The sequence below is a fragment of the Paenibacillus sp. AK002 genome, from assembly GCF_053903045.1.
On the sequence record NZ_CP096377.1, the window covers coordinates 5,588,162 to 5,613,711 of the forward strand.

General features: G+C 51.7%; 22 protein-coding genes and 1 riboswitch. Of the genes, 1 reads left to right on the plus strand and 21 read right to left on the minus strand.

What is annotated here, in order from left to right:
- Nucleotides 1–62: 62 nt before the first annotated feature.
- The 17 genes from M1D70_RS24910 to metA all read right to left on the minus strand — a co-directional run bounded on the left by M1D70_RS24910 (nucleotide 63) and on the right by metA (nucleotide 19,770).
- Nucleotides 63–959, minus strand: a complete 897-nt coding sequence (locus M1D70_RS24910) for a carbohydrate ABC transporter permease (protein ID WP_009594306.1) — start codon at nucleotides 957–959, stop codon at nucleotides 63–65.
- 31 nt (nucleotides 960–990) lie between these two features.
- On the minus strand, nucleotides 991–1,947 hold the full coding sequence (locus M1D70_RS24915) for an ABC transporter permease (RefSeq protein WP_009594311.1): 957 nt from the start codon (nucleotides 1,945–1,947) through the stop codon (nucleotides 991–993).
- A 250-nt stretch (nucleotides 1,948–2,197) separates the two neighbouring features.
- The gene (locus tag M1D70_RS24920) at nucleotides 2,198–3,148 is read right to left on the minus strand and encodes a 4-hydroxy-3-methylbut-2-enyl diphosphate reductase (RefSeq protein WP_456290498.1); all 951 of its coding nucleotides are present in this window, start codon (nucleotides 3,146–3,148) and stop codon (nucleotides 2,198–2,200) included.
- Between the two features lie 52 nt (nucleotides 3,149–3,200).
- Nucleotides 3,201–4,655, minus strand: a complete 1,455-nt coding sequence (locus M1D70_RS24925; protein WP_456288253.1) for a sensor histidine kinase — start codon at nucleotides 4,653–4,655, stop codon at nucleotides 3,201–3,203.
- A gap of 1 nt (nucleotide 4,656) precedes the next feature.
- Nucleotides 4,657–5,343 carry a response regulator transcription factor gene (locus M1D70_RS24930; protein WP_456288254.1) on the minus strand — a complete coding sequence of 229 codons (687 nt, stop codon included), beginning with the start codon at nucleotides 5,341–5,343 and terminating at the stop codon, nucleotides 4,657–4,659.
- 130 nt (nucleotides 5,344–5,473) lie between these two features.
- Nucleotides 5,474–7,132 (minus strand): S1C family serine protease, encoded by a 1,659-nt coding sequence (locus M1D70_RS24935; RefSeq protein ID WP_009594315.1) that lies wholly within the window; start codon nucleotides 7,130–7,132, stop codon nucleotides 5,474–5,476.
- A 162-nt stretch (nucleotides 7,133–7,294) separates the two neighbouring features.
- Complete coding sequence (locus tag M1D70_RS24940) at nucleotides 7,295–7,948, minus strand: response regulator (RefSeq protein WP_009594299.1); 654 nt, start codon at nucleotides 7,946–7,948, stop codon at nucleotides 7,295–7,297.
- 19 nt (nucleotides 7,949–7,967) lie between these two features.
- Nucleotides 7,968–9,050, minus strand: coding sequence for a sensor histidine kinase (locus M1D70_RS24945; protein WP_009594296.1), 1,083 nt, complete (start codon nucleotides 9,048–9,050; stop codon nucleotides 7,968–7,970).
- A 5-nt stretch (nucleotides 9,051–9,055) separates the two neighbouring features.
- A complete protein-coding gene (gene liaF, locus M1D70_RS24950) occupies nucleotides 9,056–10,174 on the minus strand; it encodes a cell wall-active antibiotics response protein LiaF (RefSeq protein WP_456288255.1) in 1,119 nt (372 codons plus the stop codon).
- 199 nt (nucleotides 10,175–10,373) lie between these two features.
- Nucleotides 10,374–10,574 (minus strand): hypothetical protein, encoded by a 201-nt coding sequence (locus tag M1D70_RS24955; RefSeq protein ID WP_009594314.1) that lies wholly within the window; start codon nucleotides 10,572–10,574, stop codon nucleotides 10,374–10,376.
- A gap of 132 nt (nucleotides 10,575–10,706) precedes the next feature.
- On the minus strand, nucleotides 10,707–11,453 hold the full coding sequence (locus M1D70_RS24960) for a 3D domain-containing protein (RefSeq protein ID WP_456288256.1): 747 nt from the start codon (nucleotides 11,451–11,453) through the stop codon (nucleotides 10,707–10,709).
- A 105-nt stretch (nucleotides 11,454–11,558) separates the two neighbouring features.
- Nucleotides 11,559–13,496: a threonine--tRNA ligase gene (thrS, locus tag M1D70_RS24965; RefSeq protein WP_009594316.1), complete on the minus strand. Its 1,938-nt coding sequence runs from the start codon at nucleotides 13,494–13,496 to the stop codon at nucleotides 11,559–11,561.
- Between the two features lie 463 nt (nucleotides 13,497–13,959).
- Complete coding sequence (locus tag M1D70_RS24970; protein WP_456288257.1) at nucleotides 13,960–14,865, minus strand: putative sporulation protein YtxC; 906 nt, start codon at nucleotides 14,863–14,865, stop codon at nucleotides 13,960–13,962.
- Nucleotides 14,866–15,127: 262 nt separating this feature from the next.
- Nucleotides 15,128–16,261, minus strand: coding sequence for a cyclic dehypoxanthinyl futalosine synthase (mqnC, locus tag M1D70_RS24975; RefSeq protein ID WP_015737124.1), 1,134 nt, complete (start codon nucleotides 16,259–16,261; stop codon nucleotides 15,128–15,130).
- A 165-nt stretch (nucleotides 16,262–16,426) separates the two neighbouring features.
- Complete coding sequence (locus M1D70_RS24980; protein WP_009594321.1) at nucleotides 16,427–17,647, minus strand: aminotransferase class I/II-fold pyridoxal phosphate-dependent enzyme; 1,221 nt, start codon at nucleotides 17,645–17,647, stop codon at nucleotides 16,427–16,429.
- A complete protein-coding gene (locus M1D70_RS24985) occupies nucleotides 17,644–18,828 on the minus strand; it encodes a PLP-dependent transferase (RefSeq protein ID WP_456288258.1) in 1,185 nt (394 codons plus the stop codon). The genes M1D70_RS24980 and M1D70_RS24985 overlap by 4 nt, the downstream gene beginning before the upstream one ends.
- A gap of 24 nt (nucleotides 18,829–18,852) precedes the next feature.
- Nucleotides 18,853–19,770, minus strand: a complete 918-nt coding sequence (metA, locus tag M1D70_RS24990) for a homoserine O-acetyltransferase MetA (RefSeq protein ID WP_009594301.1) — start codon at nucleotides 19,768–19,770, stop codon at nucleotides 18,853–18,855.
- 132 nt (nucleotides 19,771–19,902) lie between these two features.
- A riboswitch (SAM riboswitch) is annotated at nucleotides 19,903–20,031 on the minus strand.
- 441 nt (nucleotides 20,032–20,472) lie between these two features.
- Here metA and corA point away from each other — a divergent pair.
- Nucleotides 20,473–21,408 carry a magnesium/cobalt transporter CorA gene (gene corA / locus M1D70_RS24995; RefSeq protein ID WP_009594304.1) on the plus strand — a complete coding sequence of 312 codons (936 nt, stop codon included), beginning with the start codon at nucleotides 20,473–20,475 and terminating at the stop codon, nucleotides 21,406–21,408.
- 153 nt (nucleotides 21,409–21,561) lie between these two features.
- Here the strand turns inward: corA and M1D70_RS25000 are convergent, their stop codons facing one another.
- The 4 genes from M1D70_RS25000 to M1D70_RS25015 all read right to left on the minus strand — a co-directional run bounded on the left by M1D70_RS25000 (nucleotide 21,562) and on the right by M1D70_RS25015 (nucleotide 25,269).
- On the minus strand, nucleotides 21,562–22,587 hold the full coding sequence (locus tag M1D70_RS25000) for an HRDC domain-containing protein (RefSeq protein ID WP_009594317.1): 1,026 nt from the start codon (nucleotides 22,585–22,587) through the stop codon (nucleotides 21,562–21,564).
- Nucleotides 22,588–22,772: 185 nt separating this feature from the next.
- The gene (locus M1D70_RS25005) at nucleotides 22,773–23,669 is read right to left on the minus strand and encodes an ROK family protein (protein WP_456288259.1); all 897 of its coding nucleotides are present in this window, start codon (nucleotides 23,667–23,669) and stop codon (nucleotides 22,773–22,775) included.
- A 51-nt stretch (nucleotides 23,670–23,720) separates the two neighbouring features.
- Nucleotides 23,721–24,062, minus strand: coding sequence for a hypothetical protein (locus M1D70_RS25010; RefSeq protein ID WP_456288260.1), 342 nt, complete (start codon nucleotides 24,060–24,062; stop codon nucleotides 23,721–23,723).
- Nucleotides 24,063–24,372: 310 nt separating this feature from the next.
- Nucleotides 24,373–25,269 (minus strand): 5'-3' exonuclease, encoded by an 897-nt coding sequence (locus M1D70_RS25015; protein WP_015737130.1) that lies wholly within the window; start codon nucleotides 25,267–25,269, stop codon nucleotides 24,373–24,375.
- Nucleotides 25,270–25,550: the final 281 nt, after the last annotated feature.

A 25,550-nucleotide genomic window follows, 5' to 3' on the forward strand; every position in this document is an offset into this window, starting at 1 on the left:
CGTTTTTACACTTGATATTTATGTCTAAAGCTTAAGGCTTCAAACAACACGCATTGTTTTCCCTACTCTTTCAGGGAACCTACCAGAACACCTTTAACGAAGTGCTTCTGTACGAATGGATACACCATAATAATCGGAAGCGTTGCCACCATCATGGTTGCCATGGACAACGACTTGGAGGTTACGCTTTGCATCCGGGAGAGCACCGCCTGCGAAGCGGAATCCAGGTTGCTCATCTGTTCAGACATAATATTGGAGTTCAATATTTGACGAAGCATGGTCTGAATCGGAAGCAAGTTCTCGTTATTGATGTAGATACTCGGCAAGAACCATTCATTCCAATGGGAAACCGCCGTAAACAACGATAATGTTGCGATGACCGGACCGGACAGAGGCAGAATGATCTTAAAGAAAATGCCCCAGTTGCCGCAGCCGTCGATTTTGGCGGACTCTTCAAGACCGCTTGGGAGGCCGTTGAAGAATGTCCGGAAGATGATCATGTTCCACACGCTTACCAAACTCGGGATAATGAACACCCAGAAGGAATCCATCAGACCCAAACCGCGAACGAGCATGAAAGTCGGAATCAAGCCGCCGCCGAAATACATCGTTACGATACACATAATCATGTAGTATTTGCGGCCGATCAGTTCCCTCTTGGTCATCCCGTAAGCGAAGATGGAGGTTACCAATATGGAGGAAATCGTTCCGATCACGGTACGAAGCACCGAAATCTTGAAACCATTCAGCAACCGGTTATCCTGAAACACGATGCCGTAATTCTCAAGCGTAAAATCACGGGGCCAGAAGGTAACGCCCCCCATTGCCGTATCTGAACCAGAGTTAAATGAAATGACTAGTCCGTTCCAAAACGGATAAAACGTTACAAAGGCCAAGAATGCCAAGAAGATATAAATGATGACCATCATCACTTTGTCACCAAATGCTAGACGTACCACTATTACCCGCTCCCTTCCTCATAATGATCTCTTACCATAAGCTGTTTCCTGATTTGCGTGCAATCAAGTTGGCAATCGTCAGAAGCATGACGCTGATCACCGCTTTAAACAAGCCTACGGCCGTTGCATATGAGAATCGGGAGTTTTCGATACCTATTCGATAGACATATGTGTCGATAACGTCGGATACCTCTCGCAATACCGGGTTCTTAGCCAAGAGCAAGATGTCTTCGAAGCCTGCAGTCAGCAAGTTACCAATGGCAAGAATCATGAAAATAACGACGACCGGCATGATCGATGGAAGCGTAATCGTGAAGATCTGCCTGAATTTGCTTGCGCCATCCATGTCAGCCGCTTCATACATATGGGGGTCAACCCCGGCAACCGCCGCCAAGTATACGATGGAGGAGAATCCAATCTCTTTCCATACCCCTGTCGTTACGAGAATTCCCCAGAAATATTCCGGTAGCGACAGGAAGTTGATCGGCTCTTCGATCAAATTCAGCTTCTGCAGCAAAATGTTTACGCTGCCGTTATCCGTTGATAAGAGCGAAATCGCAAAGCCTGAGACGATAACCCAGGACAGAAAGTGCGGAAGATAACTGACCGTTTGCACCAGTCTCTTGAAGAACATATGCCGAACTTCGTTCAGCATAAGCGCCAGCAGAATCGGTGCCGGAAATCCAATAAGAAACTTGAGCAAACTGATGACGATCGTGTTTCTCATGACCGTCATAAATTCCGGCGATTCAAAAAACATTTCGAAATGCTTGAATCCGGCCCACGGGCTGTCGCCCATCCCCTTGAAAATGTTAAAGTCTTGGAAAGCCATTAAAATACCGTACATCGGTATGTAGCTAAACACAAAAACGAGTGCCAGTGCAGGAAGCACCATTAACTGTATATCCCATTGTTTAGCAAAGCGAAGCAATAAGCTTTCCTTCTTCCGTTTCGGAACAGGTTCCTGTTCTACGGATATTTGCGCCATGTCCAACCCCCCGTGTGTTCTATGCCATGAAGTTTACCTGATGTCTAACATTTTAGAATAAACGATCGAATATAAACATTTGCCTATTCAACGAAAAATGATAGTATTCAATCGAGAATTGAAACGCTTACACGGCATGGAATATTTGCGAGGGTGAAATGATAGGTGCGATTGCTTTCCATAAACGTAAAAAGACCCACCGCAAACATCATTGCGATGGGTCTGAAAAATAAGCTTCTGATGGCATTAATTATGATTTGCTCTTCACCCGAACAGGCGGAAGCAATTTACTCATATTCACCGTACGCTTGATCTCCCAAGTTTCCGGCTGATCATGTTCATACTGTTCCAAATAGGCGATGACTTCCTTCGTGATCGGAGTCGGTGTTGATGCCCCTGATGTAACTGCCACTTTGCCTACTCCTTCAAGCCATTCGCGCTTGAGTTCCGTCACATCGCCAATACGGTGGGCCGGTACTCCTGCTATCTCTTCGGATACCTGCGCAAGACGGTTCGAGTTATTGCTGCGAGGATCTCCTACCACGATAACTAAATCCGCCTGACCGGCTTGTTCGGCTACCGCTTCCTGACGCACCTGCGTTGCAAGACAAATTTCATTATGAATCTCCGCACCCGGGAATTTATCGAGCAGACTCTTCATGATATGCTTGATGTCCCATTGACTCATCGTGGTCTGGTTCGTGATGATGATTCGGGACGAATTCACCTGAAGCTGTTCAATTTCTTCTTCCTTCTCGATCAGATGCACATGTTCCGGTGCGATCCCGATCGCCCCTTCCGGCTCGGGATGCCCCTTCTTCCCGATGTAAATGATCTCATAACCGTCAGCTGCCTTATCCCGGATCAAATCATGGGTTTTCGTCACATCCGGGCAAGTGGCGTCGAGCGTGGTCAACCCTTTATCCCGTGCAAGCTTGCGCACTTCGGGAGAGACCCCGTGTGCGGTAAAGATTACGGTTCCGCTCTCCACCTGGCTCAGAATTTCCATCCGATTCGGACCGTCCAGGGTAATGATGCCTTCGTCCTCAAAGGATTGCGTGACATGACTGTTATGCACAATCATGCCCAATATATAAATAGGCCGAGGAAGATCCAGATTCTGCGCCGCCTGACGCGCCAAGACCATGGCGTCGACGACACCGTAACAATAACCTCTCGGTGATATTTTCAAGACTTCGATGATCCCCACCTGCTTTCCGTAGTAATCCATAAGCGATCTAGTCTATTATACCCTATTCCAGGGGAGGAGCAAAGACGACGGGGAGCCAGACGATAAAGGTGCTGCCTTCCCCTCTTCGGGTAACGACCTCGACAGAGCCCTTATGCTCATCGATGATCCATTTGGCGATGGACAGCCCGAGTCCGGTTCCGCTCGTGATGCCTCTCGATTGATCCGCACGGTAGAAGCGTTCGAATATGAACGGAACCTCATCCTTATCCATACCGATTCCCGTATCCGAAATCCGCAAGCCTACCTGACCCTTGTACAGAACAACATCCAGACTAACCTCGCCCTCAGGCGTGTACTTGAACGCATTCTCGATAAAAATGAACAGCATCTGCTGCAAATAATCCTTATTTCCTTCCACATAAACACCGTTCAGGACAGACAGCTCTCCGACATGCCATTCTGCGGTTTTCTCCAGGAAATGAGCGCGCCGTGCAACCTCTTCAACCAAAGGCTGGAGCGGCACCGGGTCCAGCTCAAACGTCTGGCCGGTATCGGCCCGCGCCAGAGACAGCATATCGTTCACCAGCCGGCTCATCCGCTTCGCTTCATCGGATATATCGCCTACCGCTTCAACCGAAATCTCCTTGATCATTTCCTCATCCATATCCGCTCTCTCGCCGGGAGCTACCGTCCACATTTTCTGCAAAAGATCCACATTGCCCCGGATGGTAGTCAGCGGGGTCCGAAGTTCATGGGAAGCGTCCGATACGAAGCGCCGCTGCGCCGCATAGGCATCCTCAAGCTCTTTATAGAAGCTCTCCGTCCTCTCAAGCATCCCGTTAAACGTGCCGATAAGCTGACCGATCTCGTCCTCCGGCCCGTCGTATTCGATCCGTACGCTAAGGTCGGTGCCTTTTTGGATCTGCTCCGCTGCCTCCGTAACCTTGCCGATCGGTTTCATGGATTTCCGGGCCAGGAATAAACCTAATGTTGATGCGATCACGAGTGTCGCTGCCGAGCCCATGATGAGGATGGATTGAAGTCTGTCCAGGGTTTGCTCGATGGTGCGTGTGTTTGCCCCGACTTGTAGCCAACCGTAAAGTTTACCCGTCCTTTCTTCAAATACGGGTGCCTCAAATAATAGGAATGAATTACCTTTTACCGTAAACCGTTTAAATTCGTTTTTGGTAGTATTTAATGCTCTTTCAACGGTTGGATTCTCAAACCTCAAGCCGCTAAACTCCATATTGCCGGATCTCCAAACAGCTCCATTATAGAATGTATACAGCTGTACGTATAAGTCAGCTGCTTCCATATTTATAGTGGAAGAACGGTCAGGTAGTAATGACACTGCATCAGATGTCACACCAATTTTATTGACTTCTTGGACAATCCGCTGCTTCAACTCCTCATACGTATACAAATGGACAAAGCCATACACCGCCGAACTGAATATCAGCAGTGTCACGAACAAAATGCCGGTATACCATGCTGTCAGTCTTAACCGAATGGACATGCTAGTTATCTCCTCTTAAAATATAGCCGGCTCCGCGGATCGTCTGGATCAGCCGTTTACCTCCATGTTCCTCGGTCTTCTGCCGGAGCATGGCGATATAAACCTCCAGCACGTTCGACTCCCCGCTGTAGTCATAGCCCCATATTTTATCCATAATCAAATCGCGGGACAGCACCCGCTTCGGGTTTTGCATAAACAGGTGCAGCAGCTCGAATTCCTTGGCAGTGAGCTCCAGTCTCTGCCCGCCTCGAATGACTTCCCTCGCATCCGTATCCATCACGAGATCATCAAAGGTCAGTCGGTGGTTCGAGGTATCATCTCCGGTTTTACGGCGCAGCAAAGCCCGGACGCGGGCAAGCAGCTCCTCCAGCGCAAAGGGTTTGACCAGATAATCATCCGCTCCGGTATCCAGCCCCTTTACCCGGTTCTCCACCTCATCCTTTGCCGTCAGCATCAGCACCGGTATCGTGCTTCCGCCCTCCCGGAGTCTGCGCAGCGCTTCAAATCCATCGACCTGAGGCATCATTACGTCCAGAACGACGACATCCGGGTCCTCACTCAATATCACTTTCAATCCTTCTGCTCCGTTGGATGCGGTCAGGACGTCATAGCCCTCAAACGCAAGCCCTCTGCGCAGCATGGAAATAATCTTCTCATCATCGTCTACAATCAAAATCCGGGATCGCATAGCGGCATCTCCTCTATCTTCTTAGCGTTATATTTAGTACGACGTTACAATCCCATTATATCGGTCGCCTCAAGGACAAGACAAGCGGAAGGGAACGGTCCCTTCCGCTTGTTGTCACGCCTATCCAGGGTTACGGCTGCTGTTGCCGTTGTTGCTGCTGTTGGGTTAGATCAAAATCGTTCTTGTCGCCGATCGTTAGCGCTAGGTCCATGTTCTTGCCGTTACGAACCACATTCAGCGTGATTTTGTCTCCTACCTTCTTCGATTGAATCAATTCAATCAGGTCCTGCGCGGTCGGATATTTGGTACCATCCACACCCACAATAATATCATATTGGCGCAGGTCCGCTTCATAAGCCGGCGAACGGAACACGACGCTGTCAACGTAAGAACCTTCCTTCACGTCCGTACCCAGGGATTGGGCAATTTGCGGAGTGACCGTTCCCAGGCTGGCCCCGATGAACGGAACCGGCTCTTTCGGCACTTCCTCGTTGTTTTTCAGGTATTCCACAACTTCCTTAATCGTGCTGGACGGAATCGCAAATCCGATCCCTTGTGCTTCCGCACTGACGGCTACGTTCATTCCGATAACCTCGCCCTTCAGATTGAGAAGCGGCCCGCCGGAGTTACCCGGATTAATCGAAGCATCGGTCTGGAGAAGGTGTTCATAATTGCGGTCTTGTTCGCCGTTCGTGCCTTGAATATCGATCTCGCGTTCCTTCGAGCTAAGTACACCAGCGGTAACCGTGTGTTCAAAACCGTGCGGGTTCCCGATGGCAACAAGCCATTCACCAACCTTCAGCGAGTCGGAGTCACCTAGCTGTACTGAAGGGAAATCCGCCCCTTCGATTTTCAAAACGGCTAAATCAAGCTCATAGCTGGAACCGAGCAGCTTCGCTTCATAAGGCTTTTTGGTACCCTGTACCGTCACTTGGATCACATCTGCGCCATGGATCACATGCTCGTTCGTCAAGATGTATCCCGACTTCTCAAAGATGAAACCCGAGCCGATGCCTGAAGGCTGAAGCTGGGATTCCTGACCTCCGTTGTTGCTGCTTCCACCGTTTCCGCTGTTTCCGCCATTGCCTTCCTGGCTCGATTGACCGCCGCCGAAGAAGTACCAGAACGGATCGTTCATATTCGGATTCGTGCTTTGTCTATTGCTGCTGTTTACAAGCGTCTCGATCAGCACGACGGCCGGACTCGCCTGATCCACCACTGCCGATACGTCGCCAGGATTCGATGGAATCATCGCTGATGCGGTAGTAGCTCCGCCGTTATCTCCGCCGTTATCCTCGACGTTAGCCGAAGTTTCTTGGGCTGGCTCCGATGAGTACGCCGCATCCGGCGTAAACAGATTCGTTCGGTCAGCGGCAAACATCAGGCTCGAAATGACGAGGACGCCTGCCAAGAAAGACAATAGCACGGTCTTGACGGAATTTTTGGGCTTCTGGCTGTAGTTCCACTCTTTGTTTCTTTTCATGGAATCCACAGGCCCCCCGCCGCCCTGGCTTCCGGAGGAATGGGCCTGCGAGAAACTGGAGGATGGAATCGGTTTTACGGGCTGCGGAGCGGTAACCTCCACCTCCTGAGGTTCCCGGCTCTGGTAAGGCCGTTCCGTTTTCTCATCGTCGCGGTTACTCGATATGGACTGGAACGGTCCGTAAGAATAGTAATAAGAAGAATTCTCCGTGGATGCTTCCTCACGTCTCGTTGCTTCATTGTTATTCGCTTCGCTGTTCATTCCCTCATCATCCGGGTACCCGTAACGCTTTCTTTGGTCGTCCATTGGTCTACCTCCTATTAAAATCACTTGCTTCCAAGTGGTCTAATTGATTAACTGTTCTTATTGTGTACTATAAACCTTAATAGTACCTTAAAAACAATTAAAAGGCAGATAAAAAGAAAACCGGGACGCTTCCCGGTCATACCTCACCAAAAGAACATATTGCTATATTTTGACCCAGCCCTTCCGGTGGGCATAAATCGCCAATTGCGTCCGGTCCTCCAGCTCGCACTTCATCAGCAGATTGCTGACATGGGTTTTAACCGTCTTGATGCTGATATGCAGCTCTTCGCCGATCTCTTTGTTGCTCTTGCCTTCGGCAATCAGGAGCAGCACTTCCTTCTCCCGCTCGGTAAGCCCGGATTCATCCCCGTTCACCATATGCCGGCGGATTCCCCTGGTGAGTGCTTCCGACACGTCTTTGGTCATGACCGGCATGCCCCGGAACGCTCCCTGAAGGGCGTAAATGAGCTCGTCAGCCGAAACCGTCTTTAGCACGTAGCTGACTGCCCCCGCCTCAATGCACTCGACCACAAGCTCGTCTTCGAGAAAGCTGGTCAGAATCACGATCTTCTGATCCGGGAATTCGGACATAACCGCGCGCGTGGTCTCCGCCCCGTTCATCACCGGCATCATCAGGTCCATTAGAATGAGATCCGGCCGGTCGGCCTCCTCCCCGTTTCTCAGCATATCAACGACCTCTTGGCCATTCGCTGCTTCTCCGATCACTTCAAACCCCGGATCCAACGATAAATATGTTTTTAACCCCATGCGAACCATATCATGATCATCAGCCAGCAATATCCGAATCGTACCCATAATGATTGTTGTCCCCTCTCTATTCCACTGGCTCAGCCAGCACTTCCTCATCCTTGTTCTCTTCCTCCGCCGCTCCGGTATTGCCCTCGGCCTCAAATAACGGAATATTCACGCGCACCGTCGTTCCCGCGCCCTTCTTGCTTATAATATCGACCTGTCCGCCAAGCTTTTCGGCCCGTTCGCGCATCGTCGACAGCCCGTACGATCCCTGCTTGCCTGCCACCTCGTCAAAGCCGACACCGTCATCGCTGATGCTTAAAATCACGCGTTTCTGGTCCTCGCGAAGCGACATGCTGACAAGGCCCGCACCGGCATGCTTCACGATATTAGCCACCGCTTCCTGGATGATCAGGAAGAGCTGATGCTCAATCGCATCCGATACCCCGCCGTAGAGCTCGACATCCTTCATGCCCTTCAGGCCGTTTTGGCGGCAGTAATCCGGAAACCACCGTTCCAGTGCTTCTTCCAGGGTTCTGCCTTCCAGCTCCACGGGTCGAAGCTGCGCAATCAGCGCCCGCATCTGCTTCTGCGCCACATGGGACATCTCGATCAACTGGCCGAGCACCTTGTCCCCGTGCTCCGGATTTCGCTTCAGTACCGCCGGAAGGGATGAAGCCGACATGTGGATCGCAAACAGCTGCTGACTGACCGTATCGTGCAGATCCCTTGCCATCCGGCGCCTTTCCTCGAGGACAGCGGCTTCCGCGGCAATCTCCTTCTCAATGACATCCTGCTCGCCGAGGCGCTGCAGCAGCTTCATTTTCTTCTCCAGCGCTTCCGTCATCCCGTTAAACTCATCGTACACTCTGGCAAAAGACCCGTCCTCCATGGCAGGCAGCCGTACGTTCAGATTTCCTTTGGCAACCTGCAGCATGTTCAGATGAAGCAGATCCAGCGGCCGCTGGATGCGCTGTCCCGCGATGTATCCCGCAATCCCCGTAAACAGAAGTACACCGACCGTGTAATACACCCACAGCCGGTTATCTTCAATATGTATGTAGCCGGATTGGTTTGCTGTGTACAGGAAAACAGCAACCCCGGCTCCGATCAACAGAAAGTAAAACAATATCACCCATTTGGTATTTTTCAATATCCCCATCATATCGATTAACCTACCCTATTCACTTTGACGTCACCGATAAATACGCTCACGGTAATTCGAATTTTCTTGCCCGCTTCCCTGTAATGCGGGCTTTCCAGGCCGGCATTGCTCATAAAGCCGCTCCGGGATTCCTCAAGCACCTTCATATCGCCGATGAAGGAATTGGTCGTGACATGAATGCCGACGTCCGAATCGTTCGGAACGAACACCTTGACATCCCCGATAAACGCCGAGATGTTGATTTTCGTTTCGCCGTAAGGGATTTGAGCTTTGGTCAGATCCAGTACCGTATCGCCGATGAACTGCGAAATATTCGTCGGCTTCAGCTGGAAATAATCCTTCCCCATGTGCACGTCCCCGATAAAAGAGGACTTGTTCACCGTATCATGGCTATGCCAGGATTGGTGATGTTGATGTTGATGTTGATGTTGATGATGGTGGTGTTCGTCCTTATATTCCGATCCGTCGCCGTAGCTTTTGCCGTTATCGTCAAAATCCACATGAACTCTGAACTTGCTGCGGTCCTGTCGTTCCTGGCGCGGGCGCTCATGCTGCTGTCCCTGCCAGCGGTACCCTTTGCTTGAATCGTGCGAGTCCCTTGATTCGAACTCCGGCTCTTCATAAGCCTTGTCAGCCTTGTCTGGCTTGCCGAATCTTCGCTCGAATTCTTCGTCCAGGGAGGATTCCAGCGGACGCGCTTCAGGCGGCTCCGGGATATCGTAATCGTCCCGACGATGCGAGCCGAAATCATCCGGACTTGGCGGTGATGGCGGCGGCGTATGATCCTTCGGTTTGAAAATAACCTGCAATCCGTACCCGATCAGGATGATCGGAATCGCGTATTTGATCAAATCGCCGAAAGAGAAATGGACCATGTCCAGATTTCTTCCGAGAAAGTACGATCCGATCACGATCGGTACGATCGAACCCCACAATGCTCCGCCACGGGCATAAATCAAGCTTTGCAGCCCGAACCAGATGATGAACACCGGCCAAAATGTCGAGAATATATAACCAAGGTCCACATGTATAATATCGAGCTGATTTAGAAGAAACACCACACCAATGCCGATGAGCAGCAATCCATTGCTAAGCTGGCTCCATCCTTTTCTACTCATGGTCATCCCCTAGCCTTCCAGTTCTATTTTTTCTTAATTACAGTGTACAACATATTGCGATGAACGGGTTAGCGGCGGTGGAATGAAGTTGATCTCGGTCTCGAGACCGAGTCCCTGGATATAAATGGATATGATTCCATAATAAAAGACCTCCGCTTTAAGCGGAGGTCTTATTGCTGCACGAACGGGCGTTGACATCTACACCTTAACGGTTTGCAGAATGGTCCCCTGGTGTGTTCAGATCGCCAAACTCAGCGTCAAACTTCTCGTTCGGTTTTTTGTAGTTCTCCTGTACTTTGGAGTTCCCTTTTGGGTTGCTGGCGATGCTGGTCTCTTCAGCAAACTCAGCGTTAAACTTTTCGTTAGGTGTTTTAAAGTTCTCTTGCACCTTGTTCTTTTTAGCCACAATATTCACCTCCCTGTTCATTTGCGATACCATCATCCTCTTCAGGGGTTTGGCCCCCGAAAAGTAGTATGTGATGAACAGGGTGTCATTATTCTTAAATGTTTACTGCCATAGAAGCGCAGCAAAATTACCCTAAATGGCTTCCTCCAGCACGGATGAAGGCAGGAAACGATAGGTCTCAATCGCGTCCTCCAAGGTTCTCAGCATGGCTTCCGTGCATTTGCCGCTTCCGGTTTTAATGACCTGCACCTCAACGTCCTTTTTCCCCCACTCCTTAAACACCTGCTTGGTGGTGGAGAAATAGAGGTCAATCTTCTGGCCCTTGATGGCTGACCCGATATCCGCTACGATCCCATACCCATAGCCGGGAATATAGAGAATGCTGCCGAGCGGGAATACATCAGGATCCGCGGCAATCGTAGACAGCGTATTTCGATCCCGCTTGACCTTCACCCCGGAGTAGGTGATTCCATACTGGGGATGTCCCGGCTTCTTCCCGGTCGACTCGTAACCTGCCGTGTATCCCGTAGCGGTTACCTTCACCGTATGCAGCACCTGGTCCTCCCTTGGGGCAAGCACCGGCATGGACTCGCGTTTCTTGCCGGGCTCGCTGGTCTTCGGCCCCGTACTTGGAACCTCCAAATATCTATTCATATCACTAAAACCCACCACGCGTAGCGCATAGAAGCGAGACATCTCAACGTAATCGGAGCCATGTATTTCCTCTGACGGATCATACACATTTCGGGTGTCCGTCGATTCGTAGGATTCGCTTAGAATCAAATTGCGGGCCTCTACTGCCGTAGAGCTCGCGCTGAACAAGATGGCTGATAAAATAAAACCAGCAAAAAACCTCTGCCATGTTTTCCATTGGATCATGTGAATACCTCCCCCTTACTAGCGAGGGTTCCCACTTCTCGAATAGAATATACGTCATGGCAGAGGTCTGCATGTTTCCTCGGTTACTTAACTTTTACGGCAAAACTAAACTACATGGGTGTTAATTTCTTCACGCAGCTTGAGGATGATTTCGTCCAGCGGCTGGGCCCCGATATCCCCTTCGCCGCGCTTGCGGACGGAAACCGCTCCGGCACTTTTCTCGTTCTCGCCAACGATGAACATGTATGGAATCTTCTCGAGCTGTGCTTCGCGAATCTTGTAGCCCAGCTTCTCGTTGCGAAGATCCGGTTCGACGGAAATACCGGCGAATTGAAGCTTCTCGGCCACTTCCTTGGCGTAGTCTTCAAAGGCGTTGGATACCGGAATGACTTTGACCTGTACCGGGGAAAGCCACAACGGCAGCGCCCCTGCAAAATTCTCAAGCAAGAATGCCGTAAAGCGTTCCATGGTGCCCAGAATCCCGCGGTGGATGACGACAGGACGGTGCTTCTGGCCATCGTCGCCGACATATTCCAGCTCAAAGCGCTCAGGCAGCAGGAAGTCGAGCTGAACGGTGGACAGCGTTTCTTCCTTGCCCAGTGCCGTGCGGATCTGAACGTCAAGCTTCGGTCCGTAGAAGGCAGCTTCGCCTTCCGCTTCATAGAACGGCATGTCCAGGCTCTCCACTACTTCACGCAGCATGCGCTGGGACATTTCCCACATTTCGTCGTTTTGGAAGTACTTTTCGGTATCCTGCGGATCCCGGTAAGACAGACGGAAGCGATAGTCGTGAATGCCGAAGTCCTTGTAGACCGTCATGATCAGCTGAATGACCCGGGCAAACTCTTCCTTGATCTGATCCGGACGGCAGAAAATATGCGAGTCGTTCAGCGTCATCGCGCGCACGCGATGCAGGCCGGTCAGTGCGCCGGACATCTCGTAGCGGTGCTGCATGCCAAGCTCCGCAATGCGGATCGGCAGATCACGGTAGCTGTGCATATCGCTCTTATATACCATCATATGGTGAGGGCAGTTCATCGGACGCAGGACAAGCTCCTCGTTGTCCATTTCCATTTTCGGGAACATGTCTTCCTGATAGTGCTCCCAGTGACCGGAGGTTTTGTACAGTTCCACGTTTCCGAGTACAGGGGTGTACACGTGCTGGTAACCCAGGCGTTCCTCCATGTCCACGATATAACGCTCCAGGGTACGGCGCAGTTTCGCGCCGTTAGGCAGCCAGATCGGCAAGCCTTGTCCAACGAGCTGAGAGAACGTAAACATTTGCAATTCCTTGCCCAGTTTGCGATGGTCGCGCTTTTTGGCTTCCTCCAGCAGGCGAAGATGCTCGTCGAGCTGCGCTTTTTTCACAAACGCCGTACCGTAAACACGCTGAAGCATTTTGTTCTTGCTGTCGCCGCGCCAGTATGCGCCCGCTACGTTCATCAGCTTGAACACCTTGATCTTGCCGGTTGAAGGGACGTGCGGTCCACGGCAAAGGTCGAAGAATTCGCCCTGCTCGTAAATCGTGATGATGCTGTCCTCCGGCAGGGCGTTGATCAGCTCCAGTTTGTATGGATCGCCAAGCTCGCCGAAAATGCGCAGCGCTTCCGCACGGCTCACTTCCTTGCGAACGATCGGGAGGTTCTCGCCGATAATGCGTTCCATTTCCTTCTCGATCTTCTGCAGATCCTCCGGATTCAAAGGCTCTTCCAGGTCCATGTCGTAATAGAAGCCGTCTTCGATGACCGGCCCTACGCCAAGCTTGACTTCTTTCTGTCCATACAAACGCTTGGTTGCCTGAGCCAGCAAATGCGCTGTACTGTGGCGCATCACCTCAAGCCCTTCGGGCGTATCCTGCGTTACGATTTCGATCAGCGCGCCGTCCTGAAGCGGAGTGGATAGATCCACGACGATCCCGTCCATTTTTCCCGCAACGGCATTCTTTCTCAGTCCGCTGCTGATCGACGCAGCCACATCCTCGATATTGCTTCCAGCCTCATACTCCCGTACGGAGCCGTCAGGCAGTTTAATGCTAATAGCCACCTTGCATTCCTCCCCAAAAAAGTTTTCACGTTTCTTCCATATATGAAGGACGCGTTAGTCTCCCCTTGAAGCAAGGCCTTGGGCTGTTCATAAGCCCGCCTGGACTTCAGCGGAGGATACCGGAACATGCAAAAAACACCCGTCCCGCGAAGGGACGAGTGTTATACCCGTGGTTCCACCCTAATTCGATCTCTCCATCCTCTTATGTACCCGGTACATAATCGATTAAGATCCTTCATCAGCATTGAGTAACGGTCATGAACCGGTGAAGCCTACTCATCCGCATTCTTGATGACTTGCGGGTTCGACGACACAGCTACAAAGGGGTAAATCAATGGCGAACCGGAGGAAATTGCAGCCGAGGTTTCCTCTCTCTGAGCGGTCGGATCCGGATTGATTCATGTCTTTGTCAGAGCTTTTACGTGAATTTATCAGTAATTATAATCCTGACCGCTTCGGTGCGTCAAGTCATCATTCGTCCGCTTCCCAGAAGCGCGCTGCATTCCGGACAGCTGCAGCATACTTCGGCTCGGTTATCAAAGATATGGGCCAATGTTGCGATGACGGGAAGCTCCGGCTGCCTCGTGTGGATAATCATGCGGGCCGGAGATACCGAAATCAGCGTGCTGACGACCATATCCTCAATCTCCATCTCCTGGTCCAGCCTTTCCATAACCAGTCCGTCGTCACGAGGGCGTTCGATCGGGCGAAGATTGCCGTCCAGCAGCAAAAAGTCCTCTTCCCCTTTATGAATGACGTGAACCAGCGGCATTTTGGGCTCCTGAAAATAAACGAAATATTTCAGCAGGCTTACGAACTCCTCATACTGCTGATCAAGCATGAACTCATCCACCGCGTACTCGGCCATCTCGCGAAGCTCCTGTTCATAGGCCCGAAGCCGGAAGGTCATGAAACCGTCCAGATTGAGCTCCGGCGCCTCGTTAAGGCATTGATAGATGCCTTCGGACAGCTTGCGTTTGCGGCTCTGCCAGAAATCTCCGGACGGGCCGTCTTCTTTTTGCAGGAGCATCAAAAACCATTGCAAGATCCGCCCTGCTTCTTCCTCATCATCAAACTCGAATTCCGAGAACATTAACCGTGCAGCAATCTCCTGCTCCTTCTCCTCCAGAATGTAAGCCGTGACTGCTTCGGCAGCAAGCCGGCGCAGCGTGTCGGCCGATGCGGTCCACGAAGACAGCGGAAGCTTGCCAGAGCACGTCCAAATCACGCGGTCATTCGAAGCACTGAATGTGAATTTGAGCGGCTTGCACTGTTTATGTAGCTCTTTCTGCTTGTCTGACAATATGCGGTGGAACGCCTTTTTCTCGTCTTCCGTCCGCGTACCGACAGAAATGCTGAACAGTTCCATGGAATCACTCCTTTCGAGTTCCCTTTTCAGTATATGGGGACCCGCTCGGGGATATACGGAACTCCTGCTTGGAAAAACAAGCAAGTCCCGGCGCGCATATTAAAAATGTTTATCAACGCACATTCCATGAAGGGCCTGCCGCTCTTTTCAGTAATTTTTTATTGCGATATCAGAAAGGTTCGTGCTTTGGAGTTTATATTTTCTGATATCTAAATAAAAAACGGGCCGAGTCGGCCCGTCTTGCGGATTATAAGTTATGCGATTAGTTCTGCATCACGAAGTCGCGCTCCACGGTGCTGTTATCCTCGAACACGCGAAGAATATCATACCGGGTGTTGCGCTGAGCCGGAATGTTGCCGGTCTCGCGGATTAATTGGATAATCGACTCAATGTTGACCTTGTACACGGCGCCTGCGGAAGACACCACGTTCTCCTCCATCATCGTGCTGCCGAAGTCGTTGCAGCCGTAGCTGAGCGACAGCTTGCCGATCTCAGGCCCCATCGTTACCCAGGACGATTGCAGGTTCGGCACGTTGTCGATCGCAAGCCGGCCGATGGCTACCGTCTTCAGGTACGCTTCCGGCGTTTCGCGCTCGCGCTTGAGGTTCGTGTTGTCCGGTTGGAAGGTAAACGGAATGAAGGCCAGGAAGCCTTTGGAGTCATACCCGTTCTGGATGCATTCATCCTGTGCGTCACGTACGCGAAGCATGTGCAGCGCCCGTTCTTCCATCGTTTCGCCAAGACCGATGACCATGGTAGCCGTCGTGTTCATTCCGACCTTATGGGCCGTTTGCATGACATCCATCCATTGGCGCCATGTACCTTTCAAACGGCTGACTTTTTTGCGGATGCGATCATCCAGAATCTCCGCGCCGCCGCCCGGCAGCGAATCCAGACCCGCGCTGTGAAGCTCGCGCATCACCTCTTCGAGTGTGAGCCCGGAGATCTCCACCATCTTCATGATTTCCGCCGGGGAGAAGGAATGCATCGTAATGTTAGGGAACCGCTTCTTAATGTTGCGAAGCAGATCCGTATAATAATTGAAAGGCAAATCCGGATTGACTCCGCCCTGCATCAAAATTTCAGTGCCGTTCACGTCCTCGGTTTCCTGAATCTTCTGGAAAATCGTCTCATCCGGCAGAACATAGCCCTCGGAAGAGCCGGGTCTGCGATAAAAAGCACAGAAACGGCAGAATACGTCACATATGTTGGTATAGTTGATATTCCGGCCGATAACAAACGTCGTGATGGGATCCGGATGCAGGCGCTTGGTCATCACATCCGCCGCATGGCCAATCTTCTCGATCTCATCACTCTCAAAAAGGGTCACGGTATCTTCCAAATTTAAACGCTCACCGCGTAAAGCTTTATCCAATATACGGTTTACCGCACTCATTCTTGCAGCCTCCCTACTTAACACAAAATACAAATCACCAGTAAAACTTCGTCTTTCCCATCCTACCACATTCCGCCATTAAAAACGACATCCCGTCCGTGACAGGATGCCGAATTCTATGATTTGGCAAATCTTCAGATGAGGTTCATTGCTTCTTAAAAATCTTTAGTTGCTGGTAGAAAAGGCCTGGTCCAAATCGGCAATCAGGTCATCCACATCCTCCAGTCCGACCGAGAAGCGGAGCAAACCGTCGGTAATGCCGCGCTCATGCCGAACCTTCTCGCCCATGGCCGCATGGGACATCATCGCCGGATACGACAGGATGCTCTCCACTGCTCCCAGGCTGACGGCTACCAGCGGCAGCTTCACGCGGTTCAGCACCTGCTTCGCACGCTCGCCTGAGCCGACGTCAAAGGAGATGACCGCGCCGTAACCGCTCGACTGCTTCTCATGGACTTCCCGTCCCGGATGATTCAAGAGGCCGGGGTAATACACTTGCTCAATGTCGCTTCTCCCTTGCAGCCAGGCCGCCAGCTTGGCCGCGCTCTGCTCGGAGTGGGCCATCCGAGTGCTGAGCGTCTTCATGCCCCGCATAAGGAGCCAGGAATCCTGGACCCCAAGCACCGTGCCCAAACCATTTTGCAGCTGTTTCAACTGGTCTCCCAGCTCCTGGGTTCTGGCTACGGCGAGACCTGCCAGCACATCGCTGTGTCCCCCAAGGAATTTGGTTGCGCTGTGGATGACGATATCCACGCCGAACTCGATCGGGCGCTGATAGAACGGCGTCATGAACGTATTGTCCAGCAGGGTAAGCAGGCCTTGCTCCTTCGCCCAATCCGTGACGGCGCCGATGTCGGTAATTTTCAAGGTCGGGTTCGAAGGGGTTTCCATATAAACCGCTTTTGTATTCGGTTTGAGGGCCGCCTTCACCTGATCCAGATCGGTCATGTCGACGAAGGTGCTCTCGATGCCCATACGGCTCAGTATGCTGGTCAGCAGGCGGTAGGTTCCGCCGTATACATCCTCCGTCACGATCATGTGATCGCCCGCGGACAGCAGCATGAACGAGCTGGAGATCGCCGCCATGCCGGAAGCATAAGCGAAGCCGCGAACGCCTCCTTCCAAGAGGGCGATATAATCTTCCAGCGCCTGCCGCGTCGGATTGCCGGATCGGCTGTAATCGTGCAGCGGCGGGTTAAAGACGTCTTCATGATGAAACGTCGAGGCTTGATAGATCGGAACGCTTGAAGCGCCGGTTGCGCGATCGATTTCCCCGCCGAAATGCAATAGTTTCGTCTCGAAACGGAGTTCTTCATCGTGTCCGCGTTTTGCTGATACCTGCTTAGCTTGCGTTTCCAAGCCGGATGGACCTTTATCGATGCTCATGCTCCCGTGCTCCCTTCCACTTCTGCCATAGCCGCGCCCAGCGCAGCACCCAAATCCGCGATCAGGTCATCCGCATGCTCGATGCCGACCGAAAACCGGAGTAAGCGGTCGTCCACGCCGATCGCTTCCCGAATCTCAAGCGGGATGTCCGCATGGGTCTGGACCGCCGGGTATGTCATTAGGGACTCGACGCCTCCGAGGCTTTCTGCAAATGCAATCAGTTTGATGTGCCGCAGCACGGGCTCGACATAGCGGGCGTCCTTCACCTTGAAGGAGAAGATGCCCGTGTTGCCGCTGGATTGGCGATTCTGGATCTCATGCCCCGGATGATCCGGCAGAGCAGGGTAATACACCTCTCCGATCGCCGGGTGGGTTGTCAAAAAGCTTGCCACCGCAGTTGCATTCGATTCGTGCCGGTCCATGCGAAGCGCAAGCGTCTTCATACCCCTCATTAACTGATAGGAATCGGAAGGACTCAGCACCGCCCCGATGGAGTTATGAAGGAAGGCCATCTCCTCGGATAATTCTTTGCCCTTCGTCACGATGATGCCTGCCAGCACATCGTTATGCCCTCCCAGATACTTGGTGGCGCTATGTATGACGATATCCGCCCCAAGCTCGATGGGTCTCTGGAAATACGGGGTTAGCAGCGTATTATCCACGATGCTGATCAATTGATGGCGTCTTGCCCATGTACAGACGGCTTCGATATCCGTAATCATCATGAGCGGATTCGTCGGCGTTTCGATAAATACGGCCTTCGTGTTCGGTTGTCTGGATCCTTCCAGCGCATCCAAGTCGTTTGTATCCACGTAGGTCGCCGTTACCCCGAACTTGGACATGATCCGCTCCAGCAGCCGGTACGTCCCTCCGTACAGATCGAGCGATACAATCAGGTGATCGCCTTGACCGAACAGCGCAAAAATCGTCTGAAGGGCCGCCATGCCCGAGCTGCAGGCAAAGCCGGCGTCACCGGATTCCAGCTCGGCGCAGGCATCCTCTAGTACCGAACGGGTCGGATTCTTGGTGCGGGCATAATCAAACCCCGTGCTCTGGCCTAATTTAGGATGGCGGTATGCCGTAGCCTGATAAATCGGAAAATTCACTGCTCCCGTTACCGGTTCCTGCACCGATCCGATCTGTGCCAGCCGGCTCTCTATATTCAAAGGTTTCTTCTCCATCACAAACTCTCCTCCCGTACGCGGTTAAATTTGCGGACCGATATCATATGGCGTTTCCTGATATACATAGTAATTGAGCCAATTAGTGAATAATAAGTTTGCATGCGCGCGCCATATGGACGGAGGTGTTCTTGTTGGATCGTCGTTCGGATAATAGTTGCGCGGCAGCGCAATGTCCATGCCTTTGGCAACGTCCCGGTCATACTCCCATTTCAGGGAGTCCGCATCATACTCGGAATGCCCTGTGGCAAAAATCTGCTTGCCGTCCCGGCTGGATACCAAATAAATCCCTGCTTCCTCGGACTCGGACAGGATGACCAAATCGTCCACGCCTGCAATGTCTTCGCGCCGAACTTCCGTATGACGGGAATGCGGAACAAAGAACATTTCGTCAAATCCGCGGAGCAGCTTGGTACACGCTTCATTGATCGTATGCGGAAATACGCCAAAGCATTTTTCCTCGAGGCTGTATTTCGGCACGCCGTAATGATAATAAAGCCCGGCTTGCGATGCCCAGCAGATATGGAGCGTAGAGGTCACATGCGTCTTGGTCCATTCAAAAATTTCAGTAAGCTCATCCCAATAATTCACTTCTTCGAACTCCAGCTGCTCGACCGGAGCTCCAGTAATGATCATGCCGTCAAAACGACGGTTCTTCACTTCTTCAAAGGTTTTGTAAAATGATTTCAAATGCTCGGCCGACGTATTCTTCGATACGTGTGAGCTCGGGTGAAGAAGGACGACATCCACCTGGAGCGGGGAGTTGCCGATCAATCGCAGCAGCTGGGTCTCCGTCGTTTCCTTGGTTGGCATCAAATTGAGGATCGCAATCCGCAGCGGGCGGATATCCTGATGAAACGCATGACTCTCATCCATGACAAAAATGTTTTCTCCAGCCAGAACTTCCTTTGCCGGCAGGGCATCCGGAATTTTAATTGGCATCTGAGGCTCACTCCTTCGAAATATGAAATGATACATCCATAAAGCTGTGAGAAAGAGCGTTAGACTGTATAAACGCAAGAAGACCTTTCTCGAAGTAGAGAAAGGTCATCATATACGTATCACAATGCGCCTCTCTCATCTGTCAGGCTATACGACGGCTTATACAATCGTCGTATCTCCTGCAAGAATTAGCACCGTGCGATGTTGCCGCCGGTTGCCGGGTTTCATAGGGCTAGTCCCTCCACCTGCTCTTGATAAGATTTCGCTTTATTCAGTTGTTTGGAATTGTTTCGTAATTGATACCTACTTTAAATCATCCTCAATTTTTCGTCAAGAACCTTTTCATGAGTTTGTCACACTTCACCAAAGGTTTCCATACCCTATATCATGGCCCTTGGACAGCTCCGGATTTCACTTGAAAGGTCCTACACCCGGCGTTATACTAGACAAGACTGTTTAAAACCGAGTATGAAAGAGGTGACATGGAAGATGGACGGTGACCCGAGCCAGAAACTGGATGCACAAGACGCACAACCGCATAGGATCAAGATCAGCTTACCGGCAGAGGGCAGCGTTATTTTTCATGCGCTTTTTATCGTATTCTAACCTTCCTCGATTTATGCCCGTACACCGGTGGGCTGATATCCTGTGCCTTAACTGCTTGACTTAAGCAGCTTGGATTAGACAAAGGAGTGATATCAGATGAAAATCCGGTTGGTCGATTCGGGCGTTTTTACCCCTGTTGATGACATCGAAATGACGCTGACAGCTCCGGCCAGCGGCTTCTACTGGCTGGATGCGGACGTGGATGATTTAGCCGAACTGCAGCCCCTCTTCTCCCTGCATGATCTTGCCGTTGAGGATTGCCTCAGCGAAGAGGAGCAGCGTCCCAAAATTGAAATATACGAGAACCACTATTTTATCGTCGTGAACAGCATCCGGTTTGACGACGAAGAGATTTTCCTTCGGGCATTGAATGTTTTCCTGGGCAGGCATTTTATTATTACGGTGACCAAGCAAAAGATCCATGAGCTTCGCACCGTCAAACCGCTTCTCTGGGAGGATGAAGTCAGCACGCCTGACCGCTTCCTCTATCTCTTGATCGACCTCGTCACGGACAACTACTTCTCCGTAGGGGACCGAATAGAAGCGCGAATTGAAAAGCTGGAGGAAGACATTCTGATGCATACCAAAAAATCCCACCTCAGCGAGATCATCGGTCTGCGAAGCGAGATTCTTTGGTTGAAAAAGGTGCTTGGACCTCAGAAGGAAGTTATCAATACGCTCAACAAAAAAGATCTTCGGCTGATCGATGACCAGCTGCAGAAATACTTCAGCGATATCTATGAAAATGCCGTTAAAATTTCCGAAACGTTCGAGACCTATCGGGATCTCATGGGGAACCTTCGGGAAGCCTACCAATCCAGTATCGCCAATCGGGCCAATGAAATCATGCGCGTGTTTACCGCTATTACAACGATCTTTATTCCATTGACGCTGATTACGGGCATCTACGGCATGAACTTTGAGTATATGCCGGAACTTCATTGGAGATATTCCTATTATGTGGTTATCGGCATCATGGTTTTTGCCGGCGCGCTCATGTTTTATCTGTTCCGTAAAAAGGATTGGATATGAGACACCCTGGTCAAACGAGGAGAGTACTGGCCGGAACACAGCGGTTCATGCGAACCGCCGCAACTAAAACCTAATCTACAAGCACGGCGAATTAGCATCAGGACGGATCTCCCTGCAACGGGGAGAATCCGTCCTGACTTCGTTTTAGGCAGATTAACCGGCATTCGCTTTGCCGGGCTGATCCCGCCGAAAGCGGATCCGTATGAGACGAAGCCGTTCATACAGCCTTTCCGTCCCCCCCAGCTCTTCTGCTTCTGCGTTCTCGGCTTGTCCCTGTCCGTATACCCGCTGTAACACAGGTTTAAGAAACGTATCGCCCAACTCTTCAAACGCCTTCCATACGTTTTCCTGCTCCGCAGCCGTCATCATGTTCAATTCGACCTGGAGCAGCTGCTCCGTATCATAGCCTTCCTTCTCAAGCCCTTCCAATTCCTCGACCAAATCCCGACGCGACAGCGAGGTACGCGCTTCAAGCTCGGACAGCGAAGCGCCCTCGGCTATGCCAATCAGCATCGCACGGCGGGTTCGGAAGCGTTCAAGCTCCTGCTGATATCTCTGTTCCTTCTGTTTATACAGCCAGGACAAGAATTCCTCTTCCGGCAGCTGCGTATACACCCAATCCAGTGGAAACGTTGTGGTTCGCTCGGTTTTCGTCGTAATCTCCAGCCATTCCACCCCGTGCTCCGAAGCCTTGCTAACCCCGATTCCCGGAAGCTGCAGCAGCTCTTCCTCACTCTGGGGAACAAAGGCGCTGATCATGCGCAGCACCCGGTTGCTGGCAATGAAATAGGGCGCTTTTCTTCCGGATGCGGCCTTTCTCCTGCGCCAGGCGCACAGCTCCGTGTACAGCTCCTCCGATCCATACAGCTCGCTGTAACATTGCAGCTTCTGAGTGCCGAGATTCTTGCTCCCGGTCTCCCCCGGTTCATGGAATACCCCTTCGATTAGCGGGCGGAAGCCCTCTCCGAGCTTCTTCGCAAGCTGATGCCGATACACGCACAGCAGCTCATTCCATGAGTTGCCTTCATACCACTCGTCATCGGAAACTTCACCGTCCGGTTCCATATTCCGCCAGCCGAGCCTCCATCCTCCTTCTTCCTCGCCGATCCATACTTGAGCCGAACGGAGATGACCTGACTCATCCGCTCCGCTCATCCGATTCATGAACACAATTTGCATCCCTCGATAACCTCCCGTTTACGCAATCAGCATAAAGGCGGAACAACGCAAAAAAGCACCTCTCCTCCGCGCAGCGGCAAGAAAGGTGCTTCCTTCGTTCCATACATTATACTGTTGAAACTATAATACCATAATCTGTAATAGAATCCAATCCATTTTAAACTTTCCCTATATAAGAAATCAGGCTAAGCTTGAATGCTCTTGGTTTCATCCACTGCCAGCTTGGCCAATGCCAATGCGCCGCAGAGACCCGCATTATCGCCGAGCATCGGCGGAACGATGAATTGATCGATCCCGTCATGAAGGCTTGGATGCTGAACATATCCCGCCAGCAGCTCTTGAAGCTTCGTGCGGATCAGCGGGAACAGCTGCTCCTGCTTCATCACGCCTCCACCCATCACGATTCGCTGAGGGGACAAGATGAGGACATAATTCATCAGCGCTTGAGCGAGATAATAAGCTTCCATCTCCCAAGCCGGATGATCCGGCGTCAATTCCACGCCGGGAACACCCCAGCGTTTGCCAAGAGACGGTCCCGCAGCAAGCCCCTCCAAACAGTCTGCATGATAAGGACAGGTCCCCTCATATTTGTCTTCCGGATGACGGCGGACGTAAATATGCCCCATCTCCGGATGGGACAGGCCGTGAATCAGTTCGCCGGATACCACGGCGCCTGCTCCTACTCCCGTTCCGATGGTGATATAAAGACAGCTGTCCAGTCCCTGGGCCGCCCCCCACGTATATTCTCCAAGAGCCGCTCCGTTTACATCCGTATCAAATCCGATTGGAACGTCAAAACGCCCTTCCAATGCTTTGACGATATTGTAATTGCTCCAATGCGGCTTCGGCGTCGTTGTAATGCAGCCATAGGTCGGGCTGCCTTTCACCGGGTCAATCGGTCCGAACGAACCGACTCCGATCGCCTCTATATCCTTATCAGCAAAAAAGTTAAAGACGTTTGCCATGGTTTCTTCAGGGGTTGTCGTCGGAAAGCTCACTCGCTCCACAACCGTTCCATCCTCCGTACCCACGCCGCAAACGAACTTGGTTCCTCCTGCTTCAATTGCTCCAAGTAAACTCATGCTTCTTCCATCCTCTCCACGATGTGCTGTGCCTTGTTCTCTATATGGTTGCTAACAAGCTCTATTCGAAGCATATGTAAACATTGTGCTCCCGTCAAGTCTGCCTGCCTCTTTCCCTGCCTCTGCCCCGTTCCGAGACGCGGCGAGTAACAGCCATGAGAACAAAATAATGACCGCCGTCCACGCCCATGCCAGCCCGCTTTCGACATTGCTAACCGCAACGTAAATCGCCGTGGGCAGCGTTTGCGTGACGCACGGTATATTGCCTGCAACCATCCAGGTTGCCTCAAATTCGCCTAAACCTCTGGCAAAAGCCGGAAAGAACGCCGTACGTCTGCCCTGCGGACCTGAGGCAGCGCGGATCCAGCTGTTTCTGCTCAGTACCACTAGCAAACGGAAAGCCTACCACCATTGGCTGAAGCATCAGCTGCGTTTCGCCGGCCGTTCTGCCGACAAACGCGCGCCGGGACATCCAGCGTGCCGCCGCTAATCCCAGTATAAAGGCACTGATGCTGGACAGCAGTGATGTTTTTATCGACTGCCATTCCGGCATCCCGAGCCGAGCATTTTCGTCACGACGACGGCTCCACAAACACGATCCAACCACCGAGAATACGCGCTGATTTCAGGCTTCCGGATGAATTGAAGAAGCGCCTCGGCCTGCTTGCGGATGTTTCCGGTACGACACCTTCGACCGAAGCGGCTAGGAAACCACCGCCACCCCAAAAAGATGGCCGAGGCTCTTCATTTCCAGCTCCTCCAGTTTGGTTAACGCACGTTCGTGATCCACGCTCAGGCGGCACAAATCCAGCTCGCATTCCATCGGAACCTCGCAATGAATTTCGGCCAGGGCCCGGGACAGATGCAGCATCTCCAGATCCGCTTCGATCTTGGTGCGAACCCCTTTGGTCAATGAATCGAGATTCGCAAGGATGCCTTCCACGGATTCATATTCCTGGATCAGCTTGACTGCCGTCTTCTCGCCGATCCCGCGTACGCCCGGATAATTGTCGCTCGTATCTCCCATCAGGCCTTTTACATCGATCACCTGTCTTGGTGAAAGCCCCTTTTCGGCATAAAGCGTCTCCGGGGTATAGTGCATATAATTGCCATGCCCCTTTTTCATAATGATGACCGAAGTCGAATCGTTCACGAGCTGAAGCAAATCGTGGTCGCCCGACAGGATCATGACGTTCATGCTATCGCCGAACCGTCTGGCAAGCGTACCGATGCAGTCATCGGCCTCATAACCCACGACGCCCAGATTCGGGATCCCGAGGCATTCCGTCACGTCGCGAACCAGCGAGAACTGCGGAACCAAGTCATCCGGCGCTTCCGGACGATTGCCTTTATACGAGGCGAATTGCTCCGTACGGAATGTTTTTGAGCCCATATCCCAGCAGCAAGCCACATGGGTAGGCTGAAATTTATCGATGGCATCCCACATATACCGCAGGAAGCCGTAAATCGCGTTGGTCGGCACACCCGCTTTGGTACGGCGGATATAACCGCTGGACGCTGTTGCATAATAAGCACGAAATAATAAAGCCATCCCGTCGACGAGCATTAAGGATGGTTGTGGATTGGGTATCACGGTCATGATCGCTCCTAACTTTAACTTCTCTGGTGTAACCTTAAAATATACCTTGTCATTATACCATATCCTTATATGGACTTGGGCTTGTCACAGGGTATTTCTTTGAATTTCCTATCATGGGCTGTTCGCAAAAAAAAGAACATTCCGATGGTCGAAAAACCATGGAATGTTCTGCCTTCATCAGCAGGACGACATCGTTACCGGCGAATGGCTGCCCTTCGGCAAACCGATTCCGCGACTCTCGTAATCAATCACTAGCCGCAGCCTGTCTTTTGTATCTGTCA